This window comes from Streptomyces sp. JLBG701, from assembly GCF_058544905.1.
On sequence record NZ_CM178588.1, the window covers coordinates 7,970,601 to 7,988,791 of the forward strand.

General features: G+C 70.5%; 13 protein-coding genes. 11 read left to right on the plus strand and 2 right to left on the minus strand.

The features are described from left to right. The first annotated feature begins 79 nt into the window (after positions 1-79). The 6 genes from AC5DRG_RS36930 to AC5DRG_RS36955 all read left to right on the plus strand — a co-directional run bounded on the left by AC5DRG_RS36930 (position 80) and on the right by AC5DRG_RS36955 (position 7,302). Positions 80-2,323 (plus strand): MMPL family transporter, encoded by a 2,244-nt coding sequence (locus AC5DRG_RS36930; RefSeq protein WP_491804021.1) that lies wholly within the window; start codon positions 80-82, stop codon positions 2,321-2,323. Continuing rightward, the gene (locus AC5DRG_RS36935; protein WP_491804022.1) at positions 2,301-2,873 is read left to right on the plus strand and encodes a GNAT family N-acetyltransferase; all 573 of its coding nucleotides are present in this window, start codon (positions 2,301-2,303) and stop codon (positions 2,871-2,873) included. The genes AC5DRG_RS36930 and AC5DRG_RS36935 overlap by 23 nt, the downstream gene beginning before the upstream one ends. Before the next feature lie 35 nt (positions 2,874-2,908). After that, a complete protein-coding gene (locus AC5DRG_RS36940) occupies positions 2,909-3,529 on the plus strand; it encodes a hypothetical protein (protein WP_491804023.1) in 621 nt (206 codons plus the stop codon). A 184-nt stretch (positions 3,530-3,713) separates the two neighbouring features. Beyond that, positions 3,714-3,899, plus strand: coding sequence for a hypothetical protein (locus tag AC5DRG_RS36945; RefSeq protein ID WP_491804024.1), 186 nt, complete (start codon positions 3,714-3,716; stop codon positions 3,897-3,899). Positions 3,900-3,979: 80 nt separating this feature from the next. After that, positions 3,980-7,027: a helix-turn-helix transcriptional regulator gene (locus tag AC5DRG_RS36950; RefSeq protein ID WP_491804025.1), complete on the plus strand. Its 3,048-nt coding sequence runs from the start codon at positions 3,980-3,982 to the stop codon at positions 7,025-7,027. A 38-nt stretch (positions 7,028-7,065) separates the two neighbouring features. Continuing rightward, on the plus strand, positions 7,066-7,302 hold the full coding sequence (locus tag AC5DRG_RS36955) for a DUF6191 domain-containing protein (RefSeq protein WP_491804027.1): 237 nt from the start codon (positions 7,066-7,068) through the stop codon (positions 7,300-7,302). Between the two features lie 33 nt (positions 7,303-7,335). On the opposite strand, the gene AC5DRG_RS36960 is transcribed toward AC5DRG_RS36955, so the two are convergent. After that, complete coding sequence (locus tag AC5DRG_RS36960) at positions 7,336-8,544, minus strand: PQQ-dependent sugar dehydrogenase (protein ID WP_491804028.1); 1,209 nt, start codon at positions 8,542-8,544, stop codon at positions 7,336-7,338. Positions 8,545-8,696: 152 nt separating this feature from the next. Further along, positions 8,697-9,695 carry an aldo/keto reductase gene (locus AC5DRG_RS36965; RefSeq protein ID WP_491804029.1) on the minus strand — a complete coding sequence of 333 codons (999 nt, stop codon included), beginning with the start codon at positions 9,693-9,695 and terminating at the stop codon, positions 8,697-8,699. A 162-nt stretch (positions 9,696-9,857) separates the two neighbouring features. Here AC5DRG_RS36965 and AC5DRG_RS36970 point away from each other — a divergent pair, with 162 nt between their 5' ends. The 5 genes from AC5DRG_RS36970 (at position 9,858) to ilvC (ending at position 18,029) form a co-directional block, all read left to right on the plus strand. After that, the gene (locus AC5DRG_RS36970) at positions 9,858-10,808 is read left to right on the plus strand and encodes a 2-hydroxyacid dehydrogenase (protein ID WP_491804030.1); all 951 of its coding nucleotides are present in this window, start codon (positions 9,858-9,860) and stop codon (positions 10,806-10,808) included. Between the two features lie 440 nt (positions 10,809-11,248). Further along, the gene (locus AC5DRG_RS36975) at positions 11,249-14,266 is read left to right on the plus strand and encodes a putative bifunctional diguanylate cyclase/phosphodiesterase (protein WP_491804031.1); all 3,018 of its coding nucleotides are present in this window, start codon (positions 11,249-11,251) and stop codon (positions 14,264-14,266) included. A gap of 243 nt (positions 14,267-14,509) precedes the next feature. Further along, positions 14,510-16,360 carry an acetolactate synthase large subunit gene (locus AC5DRG_RS36980; RefSeq protein WP_491804033.1) on the plus strand — a complete coding sequence of 617 codons (1,851 nt, stop codon included), beginning with the start codon at positions 14,510-14,512 and terminating at the stop codon, positions 16,358-16,360. A gap of 21 nt (positions 16,361-16,381) precedes the next feature. Continuing rightward, complete coding sequence (ilvN, locus tag AC5DRG_RS36985; protein WP_491804035.1) at positions 16,382-16,909, plus strand: acetolactate synthase small subunit; 528 nt, start codon at positions 16,382-16,384, stop codon at positions 16,907-16,909. Between the two features lie 118 nt (positions 16,910-17,027). Continuing rightward, on the plus strand, positions 17,028-18,029 hold the full coding sequence (gene ilvC, locus AC5DRG_RS36990; protein ID WP_491804036.1) for a ketol-acid reductoisomerase: 1,002 nt from the start codon (positions 17,028-17,030) through the stop codon (positions 18,027-18,029). Positions 18,030-18,191 lie beyond the last annotated feature (162 nt).

An 18,191-nucleotide genomic window follows, 5' to 3' on the forward strand; every position in this document is an offset into this window, starting at 1 on the left:
CGTTCTTTGCGGGCTGTTCAGTTCATGGACGACTGTTCCCGGTCAAAGATCCACAAATCGTCACCCTGGGAGCACGTTCGTGGCAGCACTCGCGCGTTGGTGTGTACGGCACCGTCTGGTAGCCGTTCTGCTGTGGCTCCTCGCCTTCGGCGGGGTCACCGCGGCCGCCGCCGTCGCCGGTTCCGCGTACTCCAACGACTACGAGGCCCCCGGCACCGAGTCGGGCCGCGCCACCCACCTGCTCGCGGACGGCTTCCCGGGCCTCGGCGGCGACAGCGACACCGTTGTCTGGCACACCACGTCCGGCACCGTCCGCTCCGCCGACGTCGAACAGACGATGACCGACACCCTGGGCCGGATCGCGAACCTGCCCGGCGTGGCCTCCGTGGCCGGCCCGTACGACGACCAGGGCGCGGCGCGGATCAGCGAGGACGGACGTACGGCCTACGCCACCGTCACCTTCGACGACTCCGCCGAGGACATCGACGTCTCCCGGGCGCGGGCCGTGGTGGGCGTCGCCGAGTCGGCGCAGGCCGACGGGCTCCAGGTGGAGCTGGGCGGGCAGGCCATCGCGCTCACCGAGTCCTCGGGCGGGCATCTCGCCGAGGTGGTGGGCGTGGTCGTGGCCGCCGTCGTCCTCTTCCTCGCCTTCGGTTCGCTCGCCGCCTCGCTGCTGCCCATCGCCACCGCCCTGGTGAGCGTCGGCACCGCGTACGCCGCGATCGTGCTGCTCGGGCACGCCATGACCGTCGCCGACTTCGCGCCCATGCTCGGCATGCTGATCGGGCTCGGCGTCGGCATCGACTACGCGCTGTTCATCGTGACCAGGCACCGGCGCGGCCTCAAGCGCGGGCTGTCCGTCACCGAGGCGGCCACCAACGCGGTCGCCACCACCGGGCGCGCGGTCGTCTTCGCGGGGGCCACCGTCTGCATCGCCCTGCTGGGGATGCTGATCCTGCGGCTCGGCTTCCTCAACGGCGTCGCCATCGCCGCCTCGCTGACCGTGGTCCTGACGGTCGCGGCCTCCGTGACCCTGCTCCCGGCGCTACTGTCCTTCATCGGCCCGCGTGCCCTGAGCCGGCGAGAGCGGCGCCGACTGGCGGAGCACGGGCCCCAGCCGGAGCTGCCGACCGGCTTCGCCGCGCGCTGGTCCGCCTTCGTGGAGCGGCATCCCAAGCTGCTCGGCGCCGCCGCCCTGGCCGTCATGGCCGTACTCGCCCTGCCCACCCTCTCGCTCCACCTCGGCACCTCGGACCAGGGCAACAACGCGAGCTCCTCGACCACCCGCCAGGCCTACGACCTGCTCGCGGACGGCTTCGGGGCGGGAGTCAACGGTCCGCTGACGCTGGTGACGCGCGTCGACGGAGCCGCGGACAAGCTCGCCCTCGACAACCTCGACACCACCCTCCGCTCCACCGAGGGCGTCGCCTCCGTGACGGCTGTGACATACAACACGGGCGGCGACATCGCGTACCTCACCGTCGTCCCCGAGTCCGCGCCGCAGTCCCAGCAGACCAGCGACCTCGTCGACCGGCTGCGCACCGAGGTGCTGCCGCGGGCCGAGGCGGACACCTCGCTCGATGTGCACGTCGGCGGAGTGACGGCCAGTTACGACGACTTCGCGGACGTGATCGTCGGCAAGCTGCCCCTGTTCGTCGGCGTCGTCATCGGCCTGGGCTGTCTGCTGCTCCTGGTCGCCTTCCGGTCCCTCGGCATCCCGCTGAAGGCCGCCGCGATGAACATCGCCGCCGTCGCCGCCGCCTTCGGTGTCGTCGTCGCGATCTTCCAGTGGGGCTGGGGGAGCGAACTGCTGGGTCTGGGCCGCGCCGGGCCCATCGAGCCCTTCCTCCCCGTGATCATGGTCTCGGTGCTTTTCGGCCTCTCCATGGACTACCAGGTCTTCCTGGTCAGCCGGATGTACGAGGAGTGGCTGGAAACCGGCGACAACCGGCGTGCCGTCCGCGTCGGCCTCGCCGAGACCAGCCGTGTGATCAACTCCGCCGCGGTCATCATGATCTCGGTCTTCCTCGCCTTCGTGCTCAGCGGTGACCGGGTGATCGCCATGTTCGGCATCGCGCTCGCCGCCGCCGTCGCCCTCGACGCCTTCGTCCTGCGCACGCTCCTCGTACCCGCCCTCATGCACCTGCTCGGGGGCGCCAACTGGTGGCTGCCGGGCTGGCTGGAGCGCCGGATGCCGCGCATCAGCATCGAGCCGCCCGAGTGCCGCGCCGCCCATGAAAGGCTGGCTGCTGCGACGGACGCCGAGGTGGCGGACGTACTGGCGGAGGAGCGGCAGCGGGATGTACGCGATATCTCTGGATGACGACGTCGAACTCAAGCCCCTGGAGCCCTGGCACGCGGAGGAATTCCTCGCGCACCTGGACCGTGGGCGTGACTTCATCAACCAGTACATCCCCTTCGCGTCCAAGGCCTTCGACGTCGTGGGCGCGCGGGACGTGCTCCAGCGGTACGCCGACATGCGGGCCGCCGACACCGGGTCCCTGCACGGTCTGTGGCTGGACGGGAAGCTCGTGGGCGGGGTGCTGTTCCTCAACTTCGACGCGGAGCGCGGCAACTGCGAGGTCGGCTGCTGGCTGGAACCCGCCGGTACCGGGCGGGGGCTCATCACGCGCGCGATGCGCATCCTTATCGACTGGGCGGTTGACGAACGAGGCATCCACCGTGTGGAGTGGCACGCGGCAGCCGCGAACGAAGCCAGCATCAATGTGGCACGGCGGCTGGGCATGAGCCGCGACGCCGTTCTGCGGGAGAGTCACCCGTACCGGGGCGTACGCCACGACATCGAAGTCTGGTCGGTGCTCGCGCCCGAGTGGCAGCACGCACGCGCGCGTGCCGCTCACAAGGATCATTAAGAGACCTCTCAGACAGCGTCCGTACGGTGCGAGGTATGGGAACCAAGACAGTTGACGAGGCCGGGAACGCGGCCCCCGAAGAGAAGAGCGACGTGGAGACCGTGGACGTAACCAAGTCCGACGACATCAAGGCCGAGGACACCAAGGCCGAGGACACCGAGGCCGAGGTCACCGAGACCGACGCCGAGGGCACCGACGAGGTCGTCGAAGACATCAGCGAGGACGAGCTTTCCGAGGCTGTCGCCGACAAGGCCCCCTCGGGTGTGGGCGTGGGCGCCGCCGCGGTGGTCTCGGCCGCGCTGGGTCTCGTCTCGCTGACCGGCGGCTGGCTCGGCACCGTCGCCCAGGCGCGCGACTCGCTGTACGGGCAGCTGGAGACCGCGTCGACCGCGACCGTCTCCACGCAGATCGAGCAGGTCTACGGCAACTCGTGGAACGCCAACGCGCTGGTCGCCGGCATCTTCGCGCTGGTCGCCCTGCTGGTCGGCGTCTTCGTGCTGGTCCGCCCGGCGTTCGGGGACCCCGAGCGGGCGGTGCAGGCCACGTGGGTCAAGTCCGTCGCCTGGGCGGGTGTCTCGCTCGCGGTCATCGGCCTGCTGCTGGCCGTGCTCAAGTACACGGACGTCCTCCTGGCGATGCCGACCGCAAGCAGCTGAGTACCCGCTTCCCGAGCTTTCCTGAGGGGCCTTAGGCCCGCCCTACGTCACGTAGGACGGGCCTAAGGCCCTTCGTGCGCTCAAGATGCGGAACTCTCCCGATGTGGCGGACCCCCCTTGGAGACGAAGGTTGAGGCATCGCAAGAAGCGAAGCCCGAAACCGACTCTTCACGAGGGGTACAAGATGTTCGAGTACGAGCTCCAGCAGATCCGTTCCGCAGAGCTGATCCGTCAGGCCGAGCACGACCGCCTGGTCCGCGAGGCCGTCCGCGCCAACCGCGCCGCCCGCCGCGAAGCCGCCAAGAACGCGCCCGAGGGGGAGTCGCATAGCCACCGTCACCGCCGGCACCGGTTCGCCCGAGCGGCGTGAACGCGGGGGAACGGGAGGCCGGCGGGGCAGCAGGTGCCGGCCTCCCGAAAACCGGTGCGCGACTGTCAGACCCGCGTGCGATGCTCGGCATCGTGGAGAACAGGTCCGTCTGCCCGGTGTTCATCGGCCGCACCGATGAGCTGGACACACTGAACGACGCGCTCGCCCGCGCTGCCGCGGGCGAGCCGCAGGCGTTGCTGCTCGGCGGTGAGGCCGGCGTCGGAAAGACCCGTCTCGTCGAGGAGTTCGCCACCGCCGCCTGCCGCCGCGGCGCCGTCGTCGTGCTCGGCGGCTGCGTCGAGATCGGCGCCGACGGGCTGCCCTTCGCCCCCTTCTCCACCGCCCTGCGCGCCCTGCGCCGGGAACTGCCCGAGGAACTGGCCGCCGCTGCCGCGGGCCAGGAGGAGGAGCTCGCCCGGCTCCTGCCGGAACTCGGCGAGGCGAGGCCGGGACGGCACGACGAGGAGGGCATGGCCCGCCTCTTCGAGCTCATCGCGCGCCTGCTGGAGCGCGTCGCCACCGACCGCACGGTCGTCGTCGCCCTGGAGGACCTGCACTGGGCCGACGCCTCCACCCGCCACCTCCTCGCCTACCTCTTCCGCACCCTGCGCACCGGCCGCCTCGTCGTCCTGGCCACCTACCGCGCCGACGACATCCACCGCCGCCATCCCCTGCGCCCGCTGCTCGCCGAACTCGACCGGCTGCGCACCGTCCGCCGACTGGAACTCGCCCGCTTCAACCGCACCGAAGTGGCCCGCCAGATCGCCGGCATCCTCGCCGCCGAACCGGACCCCGCCCAGGTCGACGAGATCTTCGAACGCTCCGACGGCAACGCCTTCTTCGTCGAGGAGCTCGCCGTGGCCGCCCACGAGGGCTGCCGCACCAGCCTCAGCGACTCCCTGCGCGACCTCCTCCTGGTCCGCGTCGAGGGCCTGAGCGAAAGCGCCCAGCGGGTCGCCCGGATCGTCGCCGAGGGCGGCTCCACCGTCGAGTACCGGCTGCTGGCGGCCGTCGCCCGGCTCGCCGAGGACGACCTCATCGAGGCCCTGCGAGCCGCCGTCAACGCCAACATCCTGCTCGCCGCCCCCACCGGCGACGGCTACCGCTTCCGCCACTCCCTGGTCCGCGAGGCCGTCAGCGACGACCTCCTGCCCGGCGAGCGCTCCCGCCTCAACCGCCGCTACGCCGAGGCCCTGGAGGCCGACCCCACGCTCGTCCCCGCCGACCAGCGCGTCATGCGTCTGGCCAGCTACTGGTACAACGCCCACGACGCCGCCAAGGCCCTCCCCGCCGTCCTCGCCGCCTCCGTCGCGGCCCGCACCCGGCACGCCTACTCCGAGCAACTGCGGCTCCTGGAACGGGCGATGGAGCTGTGGGACTCCGCACCCGAAGAGATACGCGCGGATCTGCGCCCCGTCGACTACACCGAGGTCTACCCTCCCTGCGGCTGCGACCCGACCACCACACCCCTGCGCTACCTCGACCTGATGGCCGAGGCCGCCGTCGCGGGCCGGCTGTGCGGCGAGCGGGAACGCGCCCTGAAGATCACCCGGCGCGCCCTGCACATCCTGGAGGACGAGGGCGACCCCCTGCGCGCCGCCTGGTTCTGGACCCAGCGCGCCCGTCTGGTGCAGAACCTGGCCCGCGGCGACGGCTGGACGGAACTGGCCACCGCCCAGGAACTGGTCCGCGGCCTGCCACCGTCCGAGGTGCACGCCGAGGTGCTCTCCATGGTGGCCAACTGGTCCATGCTGCACGAGCCCGGCCCCGACGCCATGACCTCCGCCGAGCGCGCCGTGGAGTACGCGCGCATGGTCGGCGCCTTCGACATCGAACTGAACTCCAGGCTCACCCTCGGCGGACTGCGGGTCGACTCGGGCGACATCGAGGGCGGGCTCGCCGAGGTGTACGAGGTCAAGAAGCAGGTGGCGACACTCGGCGACGCCTCGGTGGCAGGCCGTGTCTACATAAACCTGCCCTCCCATCTGGAGGGCATAGGCCGCTCGCAGGACGCCGTCCGCATCCTCGAAGAGGGCGTGGAATTCGTCCGGCGGCTGCGTCTGATGGACACCGAGGCCTATGTGTGGAGCAACCTCGCCGAATCCCTCTTCTCCCTGGCCCGCTGGGACGAGGCCGGCGAGGCGGGCCACAACGCCGAACGCATCGGCCAGGGCGCCAAACCCCGCGGCTTCCGCGCCGCCCTCCACGCCCAACTCGCCCTCGCACGCGGCGACCTGACCGAGGCCGACCGCCAACTGGCCGACGCCCGCGAGCACTTCGGCACCCACGACAAGGCACCCCAGCACACCCTGCCGATGGCCCGCCTCGCGATCGGTGTCGCGGCGGGCGAGGGCCGCCTCCTGGACGCCCGCGCCGCACTCGAACGCACCTTGGACACCGGCTTCCCACCCGGCACCCAGCGCTACGCCTGGCCCTTGCTGCTCGCCGCCGCCACAGCCGAGGCCGACGCCCTCGGCCTGCCCGCCGCCGACCCCGGTCGGGCCGCGATCCTCGAACGCATCCGCGCGTCCGCCAAGTCGCTCGCCACCCATGTGCCCGTCTGGCAGGCGCACGAACGCTGGGTCCACGCCGAACTCCTGCGCGCCGAGGGCCGCGGCACACCCCGTGACTGGTCCGAGGTGGTCGAGGCCCTGGAGCCCCTGGAGCGCCCCTACGACCTCGCCCTCGTCCGCCATCGCCTCGCCGAGGCCCTGCTGGCCGCAGGGGCCGACCCGGACGACCGGGACCGTGCCGCCGAACTGCTCCGCCTCGCCCTCGCCGTCGCCGACCACCTCGGCGCCCGTCCGCTCGCCGACCGTGTCGCCCTGCTCGCCCAGCGCGCCCGTCTCACCCCGAGCCGGGTCCCCGAGCAGGCGCTCGCCCCCGCCGACCCCGTCGAGGCACTCGGCCTCACCAGCCGGGAGCGCGACGTACTGCGCCTGGTGTCCGCCGGCCGCACCAACCGCCAGATCGCCGAGGCACTGTTCATCTCCCCGAAGACGGCCAGCGTCCATGTGTCGAACATCCTGGGCAAGCTCGGCGTCTCGGGGCGGGGCGAGGCGGCTGCCGTGGCCCACCGGCTGGGGCTGTTCCCGCCCGAAGCGCAGAAGGTGCGGTCGGCGGGCTGAGTCGTACGCTTGAGCGGACCGCCACAGGGGAGGCGCCCGTGTTCAACCCGTTCGAGGAACTGTTCGCACCGGGCCGCAAGCACACCGAGGACGAGCGCAACCGGCTGGAGACGACCCGGGTGGACGTCGGCGACGGCGACCCGGGGCGCGGGCCGATAGACCTGGACTCGGGCAAGGTGGTCGTACGGCCACCGACGCCGGACGAGGCCGAGGCCGAGGCCGAGGCCGAGGCCGAGGACAAACTTCAGCCACCTGAGCCAGGCGCCTCGGAGTGACCGACCTCCCGCTGCTTCCCCGCTGCCTTCCCCCTACTTCACCTCCAACTCCAGAATCCGGTCGTCCCCGCTCTCCGGCGACCCCCGCCCGTCCGTCTCGCTCGTCACCAGCCAGAGCTTGTCGCCGCCGGCCGACACCACCGTGCGCAGCCGGCCGTAGTCACCCTCCAGGAAGGCCTGCGGGTCGGCCGAGGCCTCCGTGCCCTTCAGCGGGATGCGCCACAGTCGCTGTCCCTTCAAGCCGGCCATCCATATGGAGCCCTCGGCGTAGGCGATGCCGCTGGGGGAGGCGTCGTCGGTGTGCCACTGGGCTATGGGGTTCTGGTACGCGGAGTCGTCCGACTTGCCCTCGGCATCCGGCCAGCCGTAGTTGGCGCCGGGCTTGATCGCGTTCAACTCGTCCCAGGTGTTCTGGCCGAACTCCGAGGCGAACAGGCGCTGTTTGGAATCCCAGGCCAGCCCCTGCACATTGCGGTGGCCGTACGAGTACACGGGGGAGTTCGCGAACGGGTTGCCCGGCGCCGGCTCGCCCTCCGGGGTCAGCCGGAGGATCTTGCCGCCCAGGGACTTCTTGTCCTGGGACAGACCCGTGTTGCCGCTCTCGCCCGTGCCCGCGTACAGCATCTTGTCCGGGCCGAACGCGATCCTGCCGCCGTTGTGGATGAAGCCCTTGGGGATCCCCTTGAAGATCGTGTCGGGAGCGCCCAGTTGATCCCCGGACGGCTTCTGCTCGTCGTACAGCATGCGCACGATGCGGTTGTCGGAGACCGAGGTGAAGTACGCGTAGACCATGTGGTCCGAGGCGTAGTCGGGGGAGAGCGCGAGGCCCATCAGGCCGCCCTCGCCGGCCGGCGACACCCCGGGCACCTCGCCCAGCTCGGTCTTCTTGCCCGTCTCCGCGTCGACCCGGGTGATCGTGCCCTCGTCGCGGGAGGAGACGAGCAGGTCGCCGTCGGGGAGGGGCGCCAGGCCCCAGGGCGTCTTCAGATCCTCGGTGACCGTGCGCAGCACCTTCACCGAGCCCTTCGCGGGAGCGGCCTGCTCGGTGGCCTGCGCGGACGGCGACGACCCCGACTCCGTACTCCCCGGCGTCGTACTCCCCACTCCACCCGATGAGCCGCCTCCTCCTCCGTCGGAGGAGCAGCCGGCCGTCACCAGGAGCGCGGCCGTGGCCAGCACGGCAGACACAGCTCGACGTTGCACGATCGTGGTCCCTTCGACGCGGCGGGTTCTACTTGTCATACACCGCTCGCGCCTCACAGGTTCCCGATCAGCAAACCTCGAGCCGCCGAAGCCCCTCAGGTTCCGGGCTCACGCCGGTTGGCCGGAAGCATCCCAAATTCCGCGGCCCGCGCCGGTTGGCCAACCCCCGACGTCCGAGGCCCGCGTCGCTCTCACTCCCACGACCCCTGAGCCGCCGGCAGCCCCGACACCTCCGCCAGGTCCTCCGGCGTCAGCCGCAGTCCCGCCGCCTCCACGTTCTCCGTCACCCAGCGCTCCCGCTTCGCGCCCGGTACCGGAACCACATGGCGGCCCTGCGCCAGCACCCACGCCAGGGCGACCTGGGCCGGGGTGGCGTCCTCGCCGTGGCGGCGGGCGACGCGGCGCAGGCCGGCCACGATGGGCTGGTTCGCGGCCATCATCTCGGCGGTGAAACGGGGGTGGCGGGCGCGGACGTCGTCCGGTTCGAAGCCCTCGCCCGGGGTCAGCGTGCCGGTCAGGAAGCCGTTGCCCAGCGGCATCGCCGCCAGGAAGCCGACGTCGCGTGCCTCGCACCACGGCAGCAGCGCCTCCAGTGCCTCCGGCGACCACACCGACAGCTCGGCCTGCACCGCGCTCACGGGGAAGACCTGCTGCACCCGGCGCAGCTGGCGGATCGTTTCGTCGTGCAGCCGCGCCCCCGCCCGGCGGCCGGAGCGCGCGCCCATCGCGGACAGCCCCAACGCCCGCACCTTTCCGGCCTGTACGAGCTCGGCCATCGCGCCCCAGGTCTCCTCGACCGGAACCTCCGGATCCACCCGGTGCAGCTGGTAGAGGTCGATGACGTCCGTCTGCAGACGCCTCAGTGAGGCGTCGCAGGCCCGTTTCACATAGCCGGGGCGGCCGTTGGCCACGATGTGCTGCTCGCCCACCAGCAGGCCGACCTTGGTCGACACGAAGGCGTCTTCGCGGCGCTCCTTCAGCACCCGCCCCACCAGCAGCTCATTGGTGAACGGGCCGTACATGTCGGCCGTGTCGAGAAATGTCGAGCCCAGATCCAGCGCCCGGTTGACGGCTCTGAGCGACTCGTCGCCGCGCTGCCGGGTCCCGCTGTACGCCCAGCTCATCGGCATGCACCCGAGTCCGACGGCACCCACTACGAGCGCCGCCGCGCCGATCGTCCTGCGCTCCACCTGCTCGTGACCTTCCCTCTCCTGGCCCCCCAACCTAACCTCTGCGCCTCCGCCCCTCTCAACTAGGGCCTGTCCGGCGGATCCTGTCGCGGACACGGGGTTGATGGGGCGCCGTCGTTTTCCCGCGACCTGATCCGCCGGACAGGCCCTAGCCTCCTGACCATGACTCCTGACGTATGGCTCCCCATCCCGCCGGAAGATATCGAAGGGCTCCCCGAGGGCCCGAACTACCGTTTCTGGAACGGCGGTGAGGACTTCCCCGGGGATCCGGCCGAGTGCGTGTACTACGTCGTCCCCTACATGAAGCCCCTCGAGGTCGGCCTGCGGCCGCTGCCCCTGCTGAGTTCCGTGGAGGTCGTGCAGACGCTGTCCGCCGGCGTCGACAACGTGCTGCCGGGCCTCAAGTACCTGCGTCCGGGCGTGCGGTTGTGCAACGCGCGCGGGGTGCACGAGGCGAGCACCGCCGAGCTCACGCTCACGCTGATCCTCGCCTCGCTGCGCGGCGTACCCGACTTCGTGCGGGCGCAGGACAGGGGGGAGTGGCTCGGCGGATTCCGGCCGGCCCTCGCCGACAAGTCCGTTCTGATCGTGGGTTATGGATCCATCGGCGCCGCCATCGAGGACCGGCTCGTTCCGTTCGAGCTCGCGCGGGTGGCGCGCGTCGCGCGCTCCGAGCGCACCACGGCGCGCGGCCCGGTGCATCCGTTCACCGAACTGCCCGCCCTGCTCCCTGAGGCGGACGTCGTGATCCTTTCCACGCCGCTCACCGAGACCACGCGCCACCTGGCCGACGCCGAGTTCCTGGCCCGCATGAAGGACGGCGCCCTTCTCGTCAACGTGGCCCGCGGCCCCGTCGTCGACACCAAGGCGCTGCTCGCCGAACTGGAGAGCGGCCGCATCATCGCGGCCCTGGACGTCACCGACCCCGAACCGCTGCCCCAGGGGCACCCGTTGTGGCAGGCACCGGGCGTGCTCATCAGCCCGCACGTCGGCGGCCCGACCTCCGCGTTCCTGCCCCGCGCCAAAAGGCTCTTGGCGGACCAATTGAATCGTTTCGTGAACCAGGAGCCGTTGCGGAACGTGATCCTAACGACGGGCGCAACCGGCGTGTAGGTGGCGGCACTACGGGCGCGCAGGAGACGGACGTAAAGGTCACGTAATCCGCTTCGGGTACCCTCCGCAATCTGCCGAACGCGGTCCGTGCTCGCATCGCTGCTGGTCGTCACGGAGAGTAGAGGGACTATGTCCCTGAGTGACGAGATTGGTGTATCGTCCGACAGGGGCTGCGCCGCGCACCGTTCGGCGCCGGGGATCGACATTTCAGGACTGTGAGGGGGGCGACGGGCGATGCACGGCCTATGGACGAGCGATCCGACGCGGCGGGGCCGCCGGCGGCGACCCTGGCGCACGGCCGCGCGCAGACGCGGTCACCACGGCAATCACGGTGGACACCACAGCCATCACCACCGCAGGCACAGCAGTCGCAGGAGGCATGCGCACCCAGCGCACCGGGACCCCCGGGACCCGGGAGCGGTGCGGACCGGGAGGACCCGGTGAGTTCGCCTCCGCCTGCCACGACCACGCTCAACGCGGGGCTGCGGGTTCAGCCTTCGCCGGGTGCGCTGCTGCCCCGTCCGCCGGTTTCCGGTGGTGCGCGGAGCATGGTCCGCCAGCTCGTACTGGCCCTGGTGTGCGCCGCATACGCCGTCGGTTCCGCGCTCGGCTGGGGCTCGGGCGAACTCGCCCTGATCATGGGCGACTTCGGGCTGAGCGCCGCCGCGGGCACCGCCGCCGTGTCGTGTTTCCTCTACGCCCGCAACCGCCGTATCCGTTTTCGACCCGCATGGCTGCTGTTCGCCCTCTCCTCGGCGATGGCGTCCCTGGGCAACCTGATCTGGGGGTGGTACGAAGTCGTGCTGGACCGCCCCGTACCCAGCCCCAGCTACGCCGACCTGTTCTTCCTGTGCTTCGCGCCGCCCGCCATCGTCGGACTGCTGGTGCTCGCCAAGCGGCCGGTGACAAAGGCGGGCTGGGTCTGCCTCGCCCTGGACGCGTGGCTGATCGGCGGCTCGCTGCTCACGCTGTCGTGGAGCCTCGCGCTCGCGCAGGCCGCCAAGTTCGACGGGTCGAGCGTGAGCCACACCGCGCTGTCGCTGGCCTACCCGCTGCTCGACATCGCCCTCGTCAGCATGGTGCTCGCGCTGCACTTCCAGCGCTCGTCGGTGAACCGCACCGCCGTGAACACCGCGATCGGGGCGCTCGCCCTCACCGTGATGTGCGACGCCCTGTTCACCTCACCGCTGCTGCACAACACCTACCGCTCCGGCCAGTTGCTCGACGCGGGCTGGTTCGCCGGTTCGCTGCTCCTCGCCTACGCCCCCTGGGCCACCCCACGGCACGGGCAGCACGACGGCGACCGACCCCACACCGACGGACAGGGCCATGGGCACGGACACGGGCACACGCGCGTGGTGCGCGAGCGCCTGCCCGGGCAGCGCATCGGCTCCCACCACCACACACCCCCGCAGGGCGGTGATCACAGCCGGTATCCGGCCACCCGGCCGATCGCCGGATCCCTGGCCGCCCTCACCCCGTATCTCGCCGCCGCGGTCTGCACGCTGGGCATCCTCTACAACGTCCTCAGCGGCCGCAGCGTCGACCGCGTGGTGCTCCTCACCGGCGGCACGGTGGTGCTCGCCCTCGTGGTCCGCCAGGGCATCATGCTGCTCGACAACATCACCCTCACCCAGGAGCTGGCGCAGAAGGAGAACCACTTCCGCTCCCTGGTGCAGGGCTCCAGCGACGTCATCATGATCGCCACGCCGAGCGGCATCCTGCGCTACGTCTCCCCGGCCGCCGCCGGTGTCTACGGCCAGTCCGCGGAGGCGCTCGTGGGCACCGAACTGGCTCATCTCATCCACCCGGAGGATCTGGGCTGCGTGGTGCACGAGTTGCGCCGCTTCCTCGCCGCCAGCCCTCTTGAGGAACCCACCACCCGCATCGAGTGCCGCTTCAGGTCCGGTGACGGCGGCTGGCTGAACGTCGAGTCCACCGTCAACCGCCACCACGGCGGCCTCATCTTCAACAGCCGGGACGTGACCGAAAGAGTGCGCCTCCAGGCGCAGCTCCAGCACAACGCCGAGCACGACCCGCTGACCGACCTGCCCAACCGCGCGCTGTTCACCAAGCGCGTGCAGCAGGCGCTGTCCGGCCGACGCGCCTCCGACCGCGGTACGGCCGTCCTCTTCATCGACCTGGACGGCTTCAAGGCCGTCAACGACACGATCGGGCACCAGGCCGGGGACGAGCTGCTCGTCCAGGCCGCACGCAGACTCCAGGACGCGGTGCGGTACGGAGACACGGCGTCGCGGCTGGGCGGCGACGAGTTCGCGGCCCTGATCGTCGGCGACGGCACCCGCGACCGGGCCGCCCGCGAACGCCACATCCTGGAGCTCGCCGACCGCCTCCGCATCACGCTCTCGCAGCCGTACCTCATCGACGGCAACGATGTCCGTGTCGCCGCCTCCATCGGCGTCGCCTTCGCCGAGCCGAGCCTGGGCGCGGGCGAACTGCTGCGCAACGCCGACCTCGCGATGTACCGGGCCAAGGGGGCCGGCAAGGGCCGGGTCGAGCTGTACGCCCCACAGATGCAGCAGGACGTCGTACGCAAGGCGGAGCTGGCCACGCGCCTGCGTGCCGCGCTGCATGACGGCGAGTTCGCGCTGCTGCATCAGCCCGTGGTGTGCCTTGAGGACGGCCGGATCACGGCGGTGTCCGCGCAGGCGCGCTGGCGCTCCTCGCAGGGGGTGCTCTTCACACCTGCGGAGTTCCTGCGGGTGGCCGAGGACAGCGACAAGACCGCCGAGCTGGGCCGCTGGATGCTGGAGGAGGCCGTCGAGCAGGCCGCCGAGCGCGCCGCGACCGGGCTCACCGTGCCCGTGGCCGTCCGGATGAGCGCTCGGCGGCTGCTGGACCGCTCGATGCCGCTCGGCTCCATCGAGGCGCTGCTGACCCGGCACGGGCTGCCGTCCGGGTCCCTGGTGATCGAGCTGTCCGACCCCGACCCCCGGGTCTCCCTGGACGAGCTGGAGCGCAGGCTCGGCGCGCTCAGGCGACTCGGTGTCCGGATCGCGCTGGACGGGTTCGGTAGTGGCTATGCGGCCATCACCGCACTGAGGCGACTCCCCGTCGACGTACTCAAACTCGACCGCAGTCTGGTCGAGGGGGTCGTCGAGTCCGCGCGACTGCACAAGATCACCAGTGGGCTGCTGCGGATCGCCACCGACCTCGGGCTGCCGTCCGTGGCCGATGGCGTGGACCTTCCCGAGCAGGTCGTCGCCCTGCGCGCGATGGGCTGCACGCACGGGCAGGGCATGGCGTTCTCCGGTCCGCTGGACGAATACCGGCTGCGCCGGGCGCTGACATCCGGCCGTTATCCGGTACCGCACGGTCCGGTCGAGCCCGCGTTCGCGGGTGGCGGCGCGGGGGTGTACACAAGTGGTGTGCCCGCCGTTCTGGGGGGTGGCACAGCCCTCCGCTCACATAATGAGACTCCCGTCCCACCCACTTGACACGTGGTGCGTGCCGGGGGGAGGGTCAGTGCCATGCGCACCCGAATTCTCGTACTTGGAAAGCGCGTCGGCTGAAGCTGGTGACCTCCGGACGGACCCGGAACTCACAGCTACCCACCCCGGCGCGCTCCCCTCGCTTGCCTCACGGCACGAGGGGTTTTTTGTTGCACAGGTACCTGTCGTACAAAAGCCGTACACCGCACGAACTTCGCAAAAACCCTCAGCATCGAGAAGAGACTGACGATGACCGAGCAGGCCACCGGGGCCCATCACCCGCAGCCGCGGCCCCGATCCGGAGGACAGCAGTCCGCCCCCGAGCACGTCACGGGTGCGCAGTCCCTCATCCGTTCTCTCGAGGAGGTCGGGGCCGAGACGGTATTCGGCATTCCCGGCGGTGCGATCCTTCCCGCGTACGACCCGCTGATGGACTCGACGAGGGTCCGTCACGTCCTGGTCCGGCACGAGCAGGGAGCCGGCCACGCGGCCACCGGTTACGCGCAGGCCACCGGCAAGGTCGGTGTCTGCATGGCGACTTCGGGCCCCGGCGCCACCAACCTGGTGACCCCGATCGCCGACGCGCACATGGACTCGGTGCCGCTCGTGGCGATCACCGGGCAGGTCGCGTCGAAGGCGATCGGCACGGACGCCTTCCAGGAGGCGGACATCGTCGGCATCACGATGCCGATCACCAAGCACAACTTCCTCGTCACCAAGGCCGAGGACATCCCGCGGGTGATCGCGCAGGCGTTCCACATCGCCTCCACCGGCCGCCCGGGCCCGGTCCTGGTCGACATCGCCAAGGACGCCCTCCAGGCGAAGACGACCTTCTCCTGGCCGCCGGTCATGGACCTGCCCGGCTACCGCCCGGTGACCAAGCCGCACGCCAAGCAGATCCGCGAGGCCGCCAAGCTGATCACCGCCGCCAAGCGGCCGGTCCTCTACGTCGGCGGCGGCGTCCTCAAGGCCCAGGCCACCGCCGAGCTGAAGGTCCTCGCCGAACTCACCGGAGCGCCCGTCACCACCACCCTGATGGCGCTCGGCGCATTCCCCGACAGTCACGAGCTGCACGTGGGAATGCCGGGCATGCACGGTGCGGTCACCGCCGTCACCGCGCTGCAGAAGGCCGACCTGATCGTCGCCCTCGGAGCCCGCTTCGACGACCGCGTCACCGGCAAGCTGGACAGCTTCGCCCCGCACGCCAAGATCGTCCACGCCGACATCGACCCGGCCGAGATCGGCAAGAACCGCGCCGCCGACGTGCCGATCGTCGGTGACGCCCGCGAGGTCATCGCCGACCTGGTCCAGGCCGTGCAGAAGGAGCACAGCGAGGGCAACACGGGCGACTACAGCGCCTGGTGGAAGGACCTCAACCGCTGGCGCGAGACCTACCCGCTGGGCTACGACCTGCCCGAGAACGGCTCGCTCTCGCCCCAGCAGGTCATCGAGCGCATCGGCCAGCTCGCGCCCGAGGGCACGATCTTCGCCGCGGGCGTCGGCCAGCACCAGATGTGGGCCGCGCACTACGTCCGGTACGAGAAGCCGGCGACCTGGCTGAACTCGGGCGGCGCGGGCACCATGGGCTACGCGGTGCCGGCCGCGATGGGTGCCAAGGCCGGAGCCCCGGACCGGACGGTCTGGGCGATCGACGGCGACGGCTGCTTCCAGATGACCAACCAGGAACTCACCACCTGCGCCCTGAACAACATCCCGATCAAGGTCGCCATCATCAACAACGGCGCCCTCGGGATGGTCCGCCAGTGGCAGACCCTCTTCTACAACCAGCGGTACTCCAACACCGTGCTGCACTCCGGCCCCGAGGCCACCGGCAAGGAGCCGAGCGCCGGCACCCGCGTCCCCGACTTCGTGAAGCTGTCGGAGGCCATGGGCTGCTACGCGATCCGCTGCGAGTCCCCGGACGACCTCGACAAGGTCATCGAAGAGGCGAACTCGATCAACGACCGCCCGGTCGTGATCGACTTCATCGTCCACGAGGACGCCATGGTGTGGCCGATGGTCGCCGCCGGCACCTCCAACGACGAGATCATGGCCGCCCGGGACGTCCGCCCCGACTTCGGCGACAACGAAGACGACTGAGCGAGAGAGACGTAAAAGATCATGTCCAAGCACACGCTCTCCGTCCTGGTGGAGAACACCCCGGGCATCCTCGCCCGGATCGCCGCCCTGTTCTCCCGGCGCGGCTTCAACATCGACTCGCTCGCCGTCGGTGTCACCGAGCACCCCGAGATCTCGCGCATCACGATCGTGGTGACCGTGGTCGAGGAGCTGCCGCTGGAGCAGGTGACGAAGCAGCTCAACAAGCTCGTCAACGTGCTGAAGATCGTCGAACTGGAACCCGGCTCGGCCGTTCAGCGTGAACTCGTTCTGGTGAAGGTGCGCGCCGACAACGAGACGCGCTCCCAGATCGTCGAGATCGTCCAGCTGTTCCGCGCCAAGACCGTCGACGTCTCCCCGGAGGCCGTCACCATCGAGGCCACCGGCAGCACCGACAAGCTGTCCGCGATGCTCAAGATGCTGGAGCCTTACGGCATCAAGGAGCTCGTCCAGTCCGGCACGATCGCCATCGGCCGCGGCGCCCGCTCCATCACGGACCGCTCGCTGCGGGCCCTCGACCGGTCGGCATAACGACGGATTCGGGCGGCCGGGTGACACCGGCCGCCCGTATTCCGAGACCCCGAAACTTTATTTCCGCCCGCCGTCATACGGTGGTACGCAACACCTGCACACAAGGAGAGAACCCAAAGTGGCCGAGCTGTTCTACGACGCTGACGCCGACCTGTCCATCATCCAGGGCCGCAAGGTCGCGGTCATCGGTTACGGCAGCCAGGGCCACGCCCACGCGCTGTCGCTCCGTGACTCGGGCGTCGACGTCCGGGTCGGTCTGCACGAGGGCTCCAAGTCCAAGGCGAAGGCCGAGGAGCAGGGCCTGCGCGTGGTGACCCCCGCCGAGGCCGCCGCCGAGGCCAACGTCATCATGATCCTCGTCCCGGACCCGATCCAGGCCCAGGTCTACGAGGAGTCCATCAAGGACAACCTCAACGACGGCGACGCGCTGTTCTTCGGCCACGGCCTGAACATCCGCTTCGACTTCATCAAGCCCCCGGCCGGCATCGACGTCTGCATGGTCGCCCCCAAGGGCCCGGGCCACCTCGTCCGCCGCCAGTACGAGGAGGGCCGCGGCGTTCCGTGTATCGCGGCCGTCGAGCAGGACGCGACCGGCAACGCCTTCGCGCTCGCGCTGTCGTACGCCAAGGGCATCGGTGGCACCCGCGCCGGCGTCATCAAGACGACCTTCACCGAGGAGACCGAGACCGACCTGTTCGGTGAGCAGGCCGTCCTCTGCGGTGGCACCGCGGCGCTGGTCAAGGCGGGCTTCGAGACGCTGACCGAGGCCGGCTACCAGCCGGAGATCGCGTACTTCGAGTGCCTCCACGAGCTGAAGCTGATCGTCGACCTCATGTACGAGGGCGGCCTGGAGAAGATGCGCTGGTCGGTCTCCGAGACCGCCGAGTGGGGCGACTACGTCACCGGCCCGCGGATCATCACGGACGCCACCAAGGCCGAGATGAAGAAGGTCCTCGCCGAGATCCAGGACGGCACCTTCGCCCGTGAGTGGATGGCCGAGTACCACGGCGGCCTGAAGCGGTACAACGAGTACAAGTCGCAGGACGAGAAGAGCCTGCTGGAGACCACCGGCAAGGAGCTCCGCAAGCTCATGTCGTGGGTCAACGACGACGAGGCGTAAGCCGAGCGCTCCGCGACGGTGCCGCCATTCCGGCGCGCCGTCGCGGGGCTGATTTCGCTGTTGGCCACCGTGGACATCCACGTCCGGGTGATCCTTCCGTAGAGGCGTAAGACGCCCTTCGCTGCGCCACTACACTGCCGTACTACATACGCGTCAGGCCCA

What these genes read in the sequence shown, in the direction of transcription:
- AC5DRG_RS36950 (WP_491804025.1), top strand. Translation starts at nt 3,980, where the DNA reads ATGCTCGGCATCGTGGAGAACAGGTCCGTCTGCCCGGTGTTCATCGGC.
- AC5DRG_RS36940 (WP_491804023.1), top strand. Translation starts at nt 2,909, where the DNA reads ATGGGAACCAAGACAGTTGACGAGGCCGGGAACGCGGCCCCCGAAGAG.
- AC5DRG_RS36935 (WP_491804022.1), top strand. Translation starts at nt 2,301, where the DNA reads ATGTACGCGATATCTCTGGATGACGACGTCGAACTCAAGCCCCTGGAG.
- ilvN (WP_491804035.1), top strand. Translation starts at nt 16,382, where the DNA reads ATGTCCAAGCACACGCTCTCCGTCCTGGTGGAGAACACCCCGGGCATC.
- AC5DRG_RS36960 (WP_491804028.1), bottom strand. Translation starts at nt 8,544, where the DNA reads ATGACAAGTAGAACCCGCCGCGTCGAAGGGACCACGATCGTGCAACGT.
- AC5DRG_RS36980 (WP_491804033.1), top strand. Translation starts at nt 14,510, where the DNA reads ATGACCGAGCAGGCCACCGGGGCCCATCACCCGCAGCCGCGGCCCCGA.
- AC5DRG_RS36945 (WP_491804024.1), top strand. Translation starts at nt 3,714, where the DNA reads ATGTTCGAGTACGAGCTCCAGCAGATCCGTTCCGCAGAGCTGATCCGT.
- AC5DRG_RS36970 (WP_491804030.1), top strand. Translation starts at nt 9,858, where the DNA reads ATGACTCCTGACGTATGGCTCCCCATCCCGCCGGAAGATATCGAAGGG.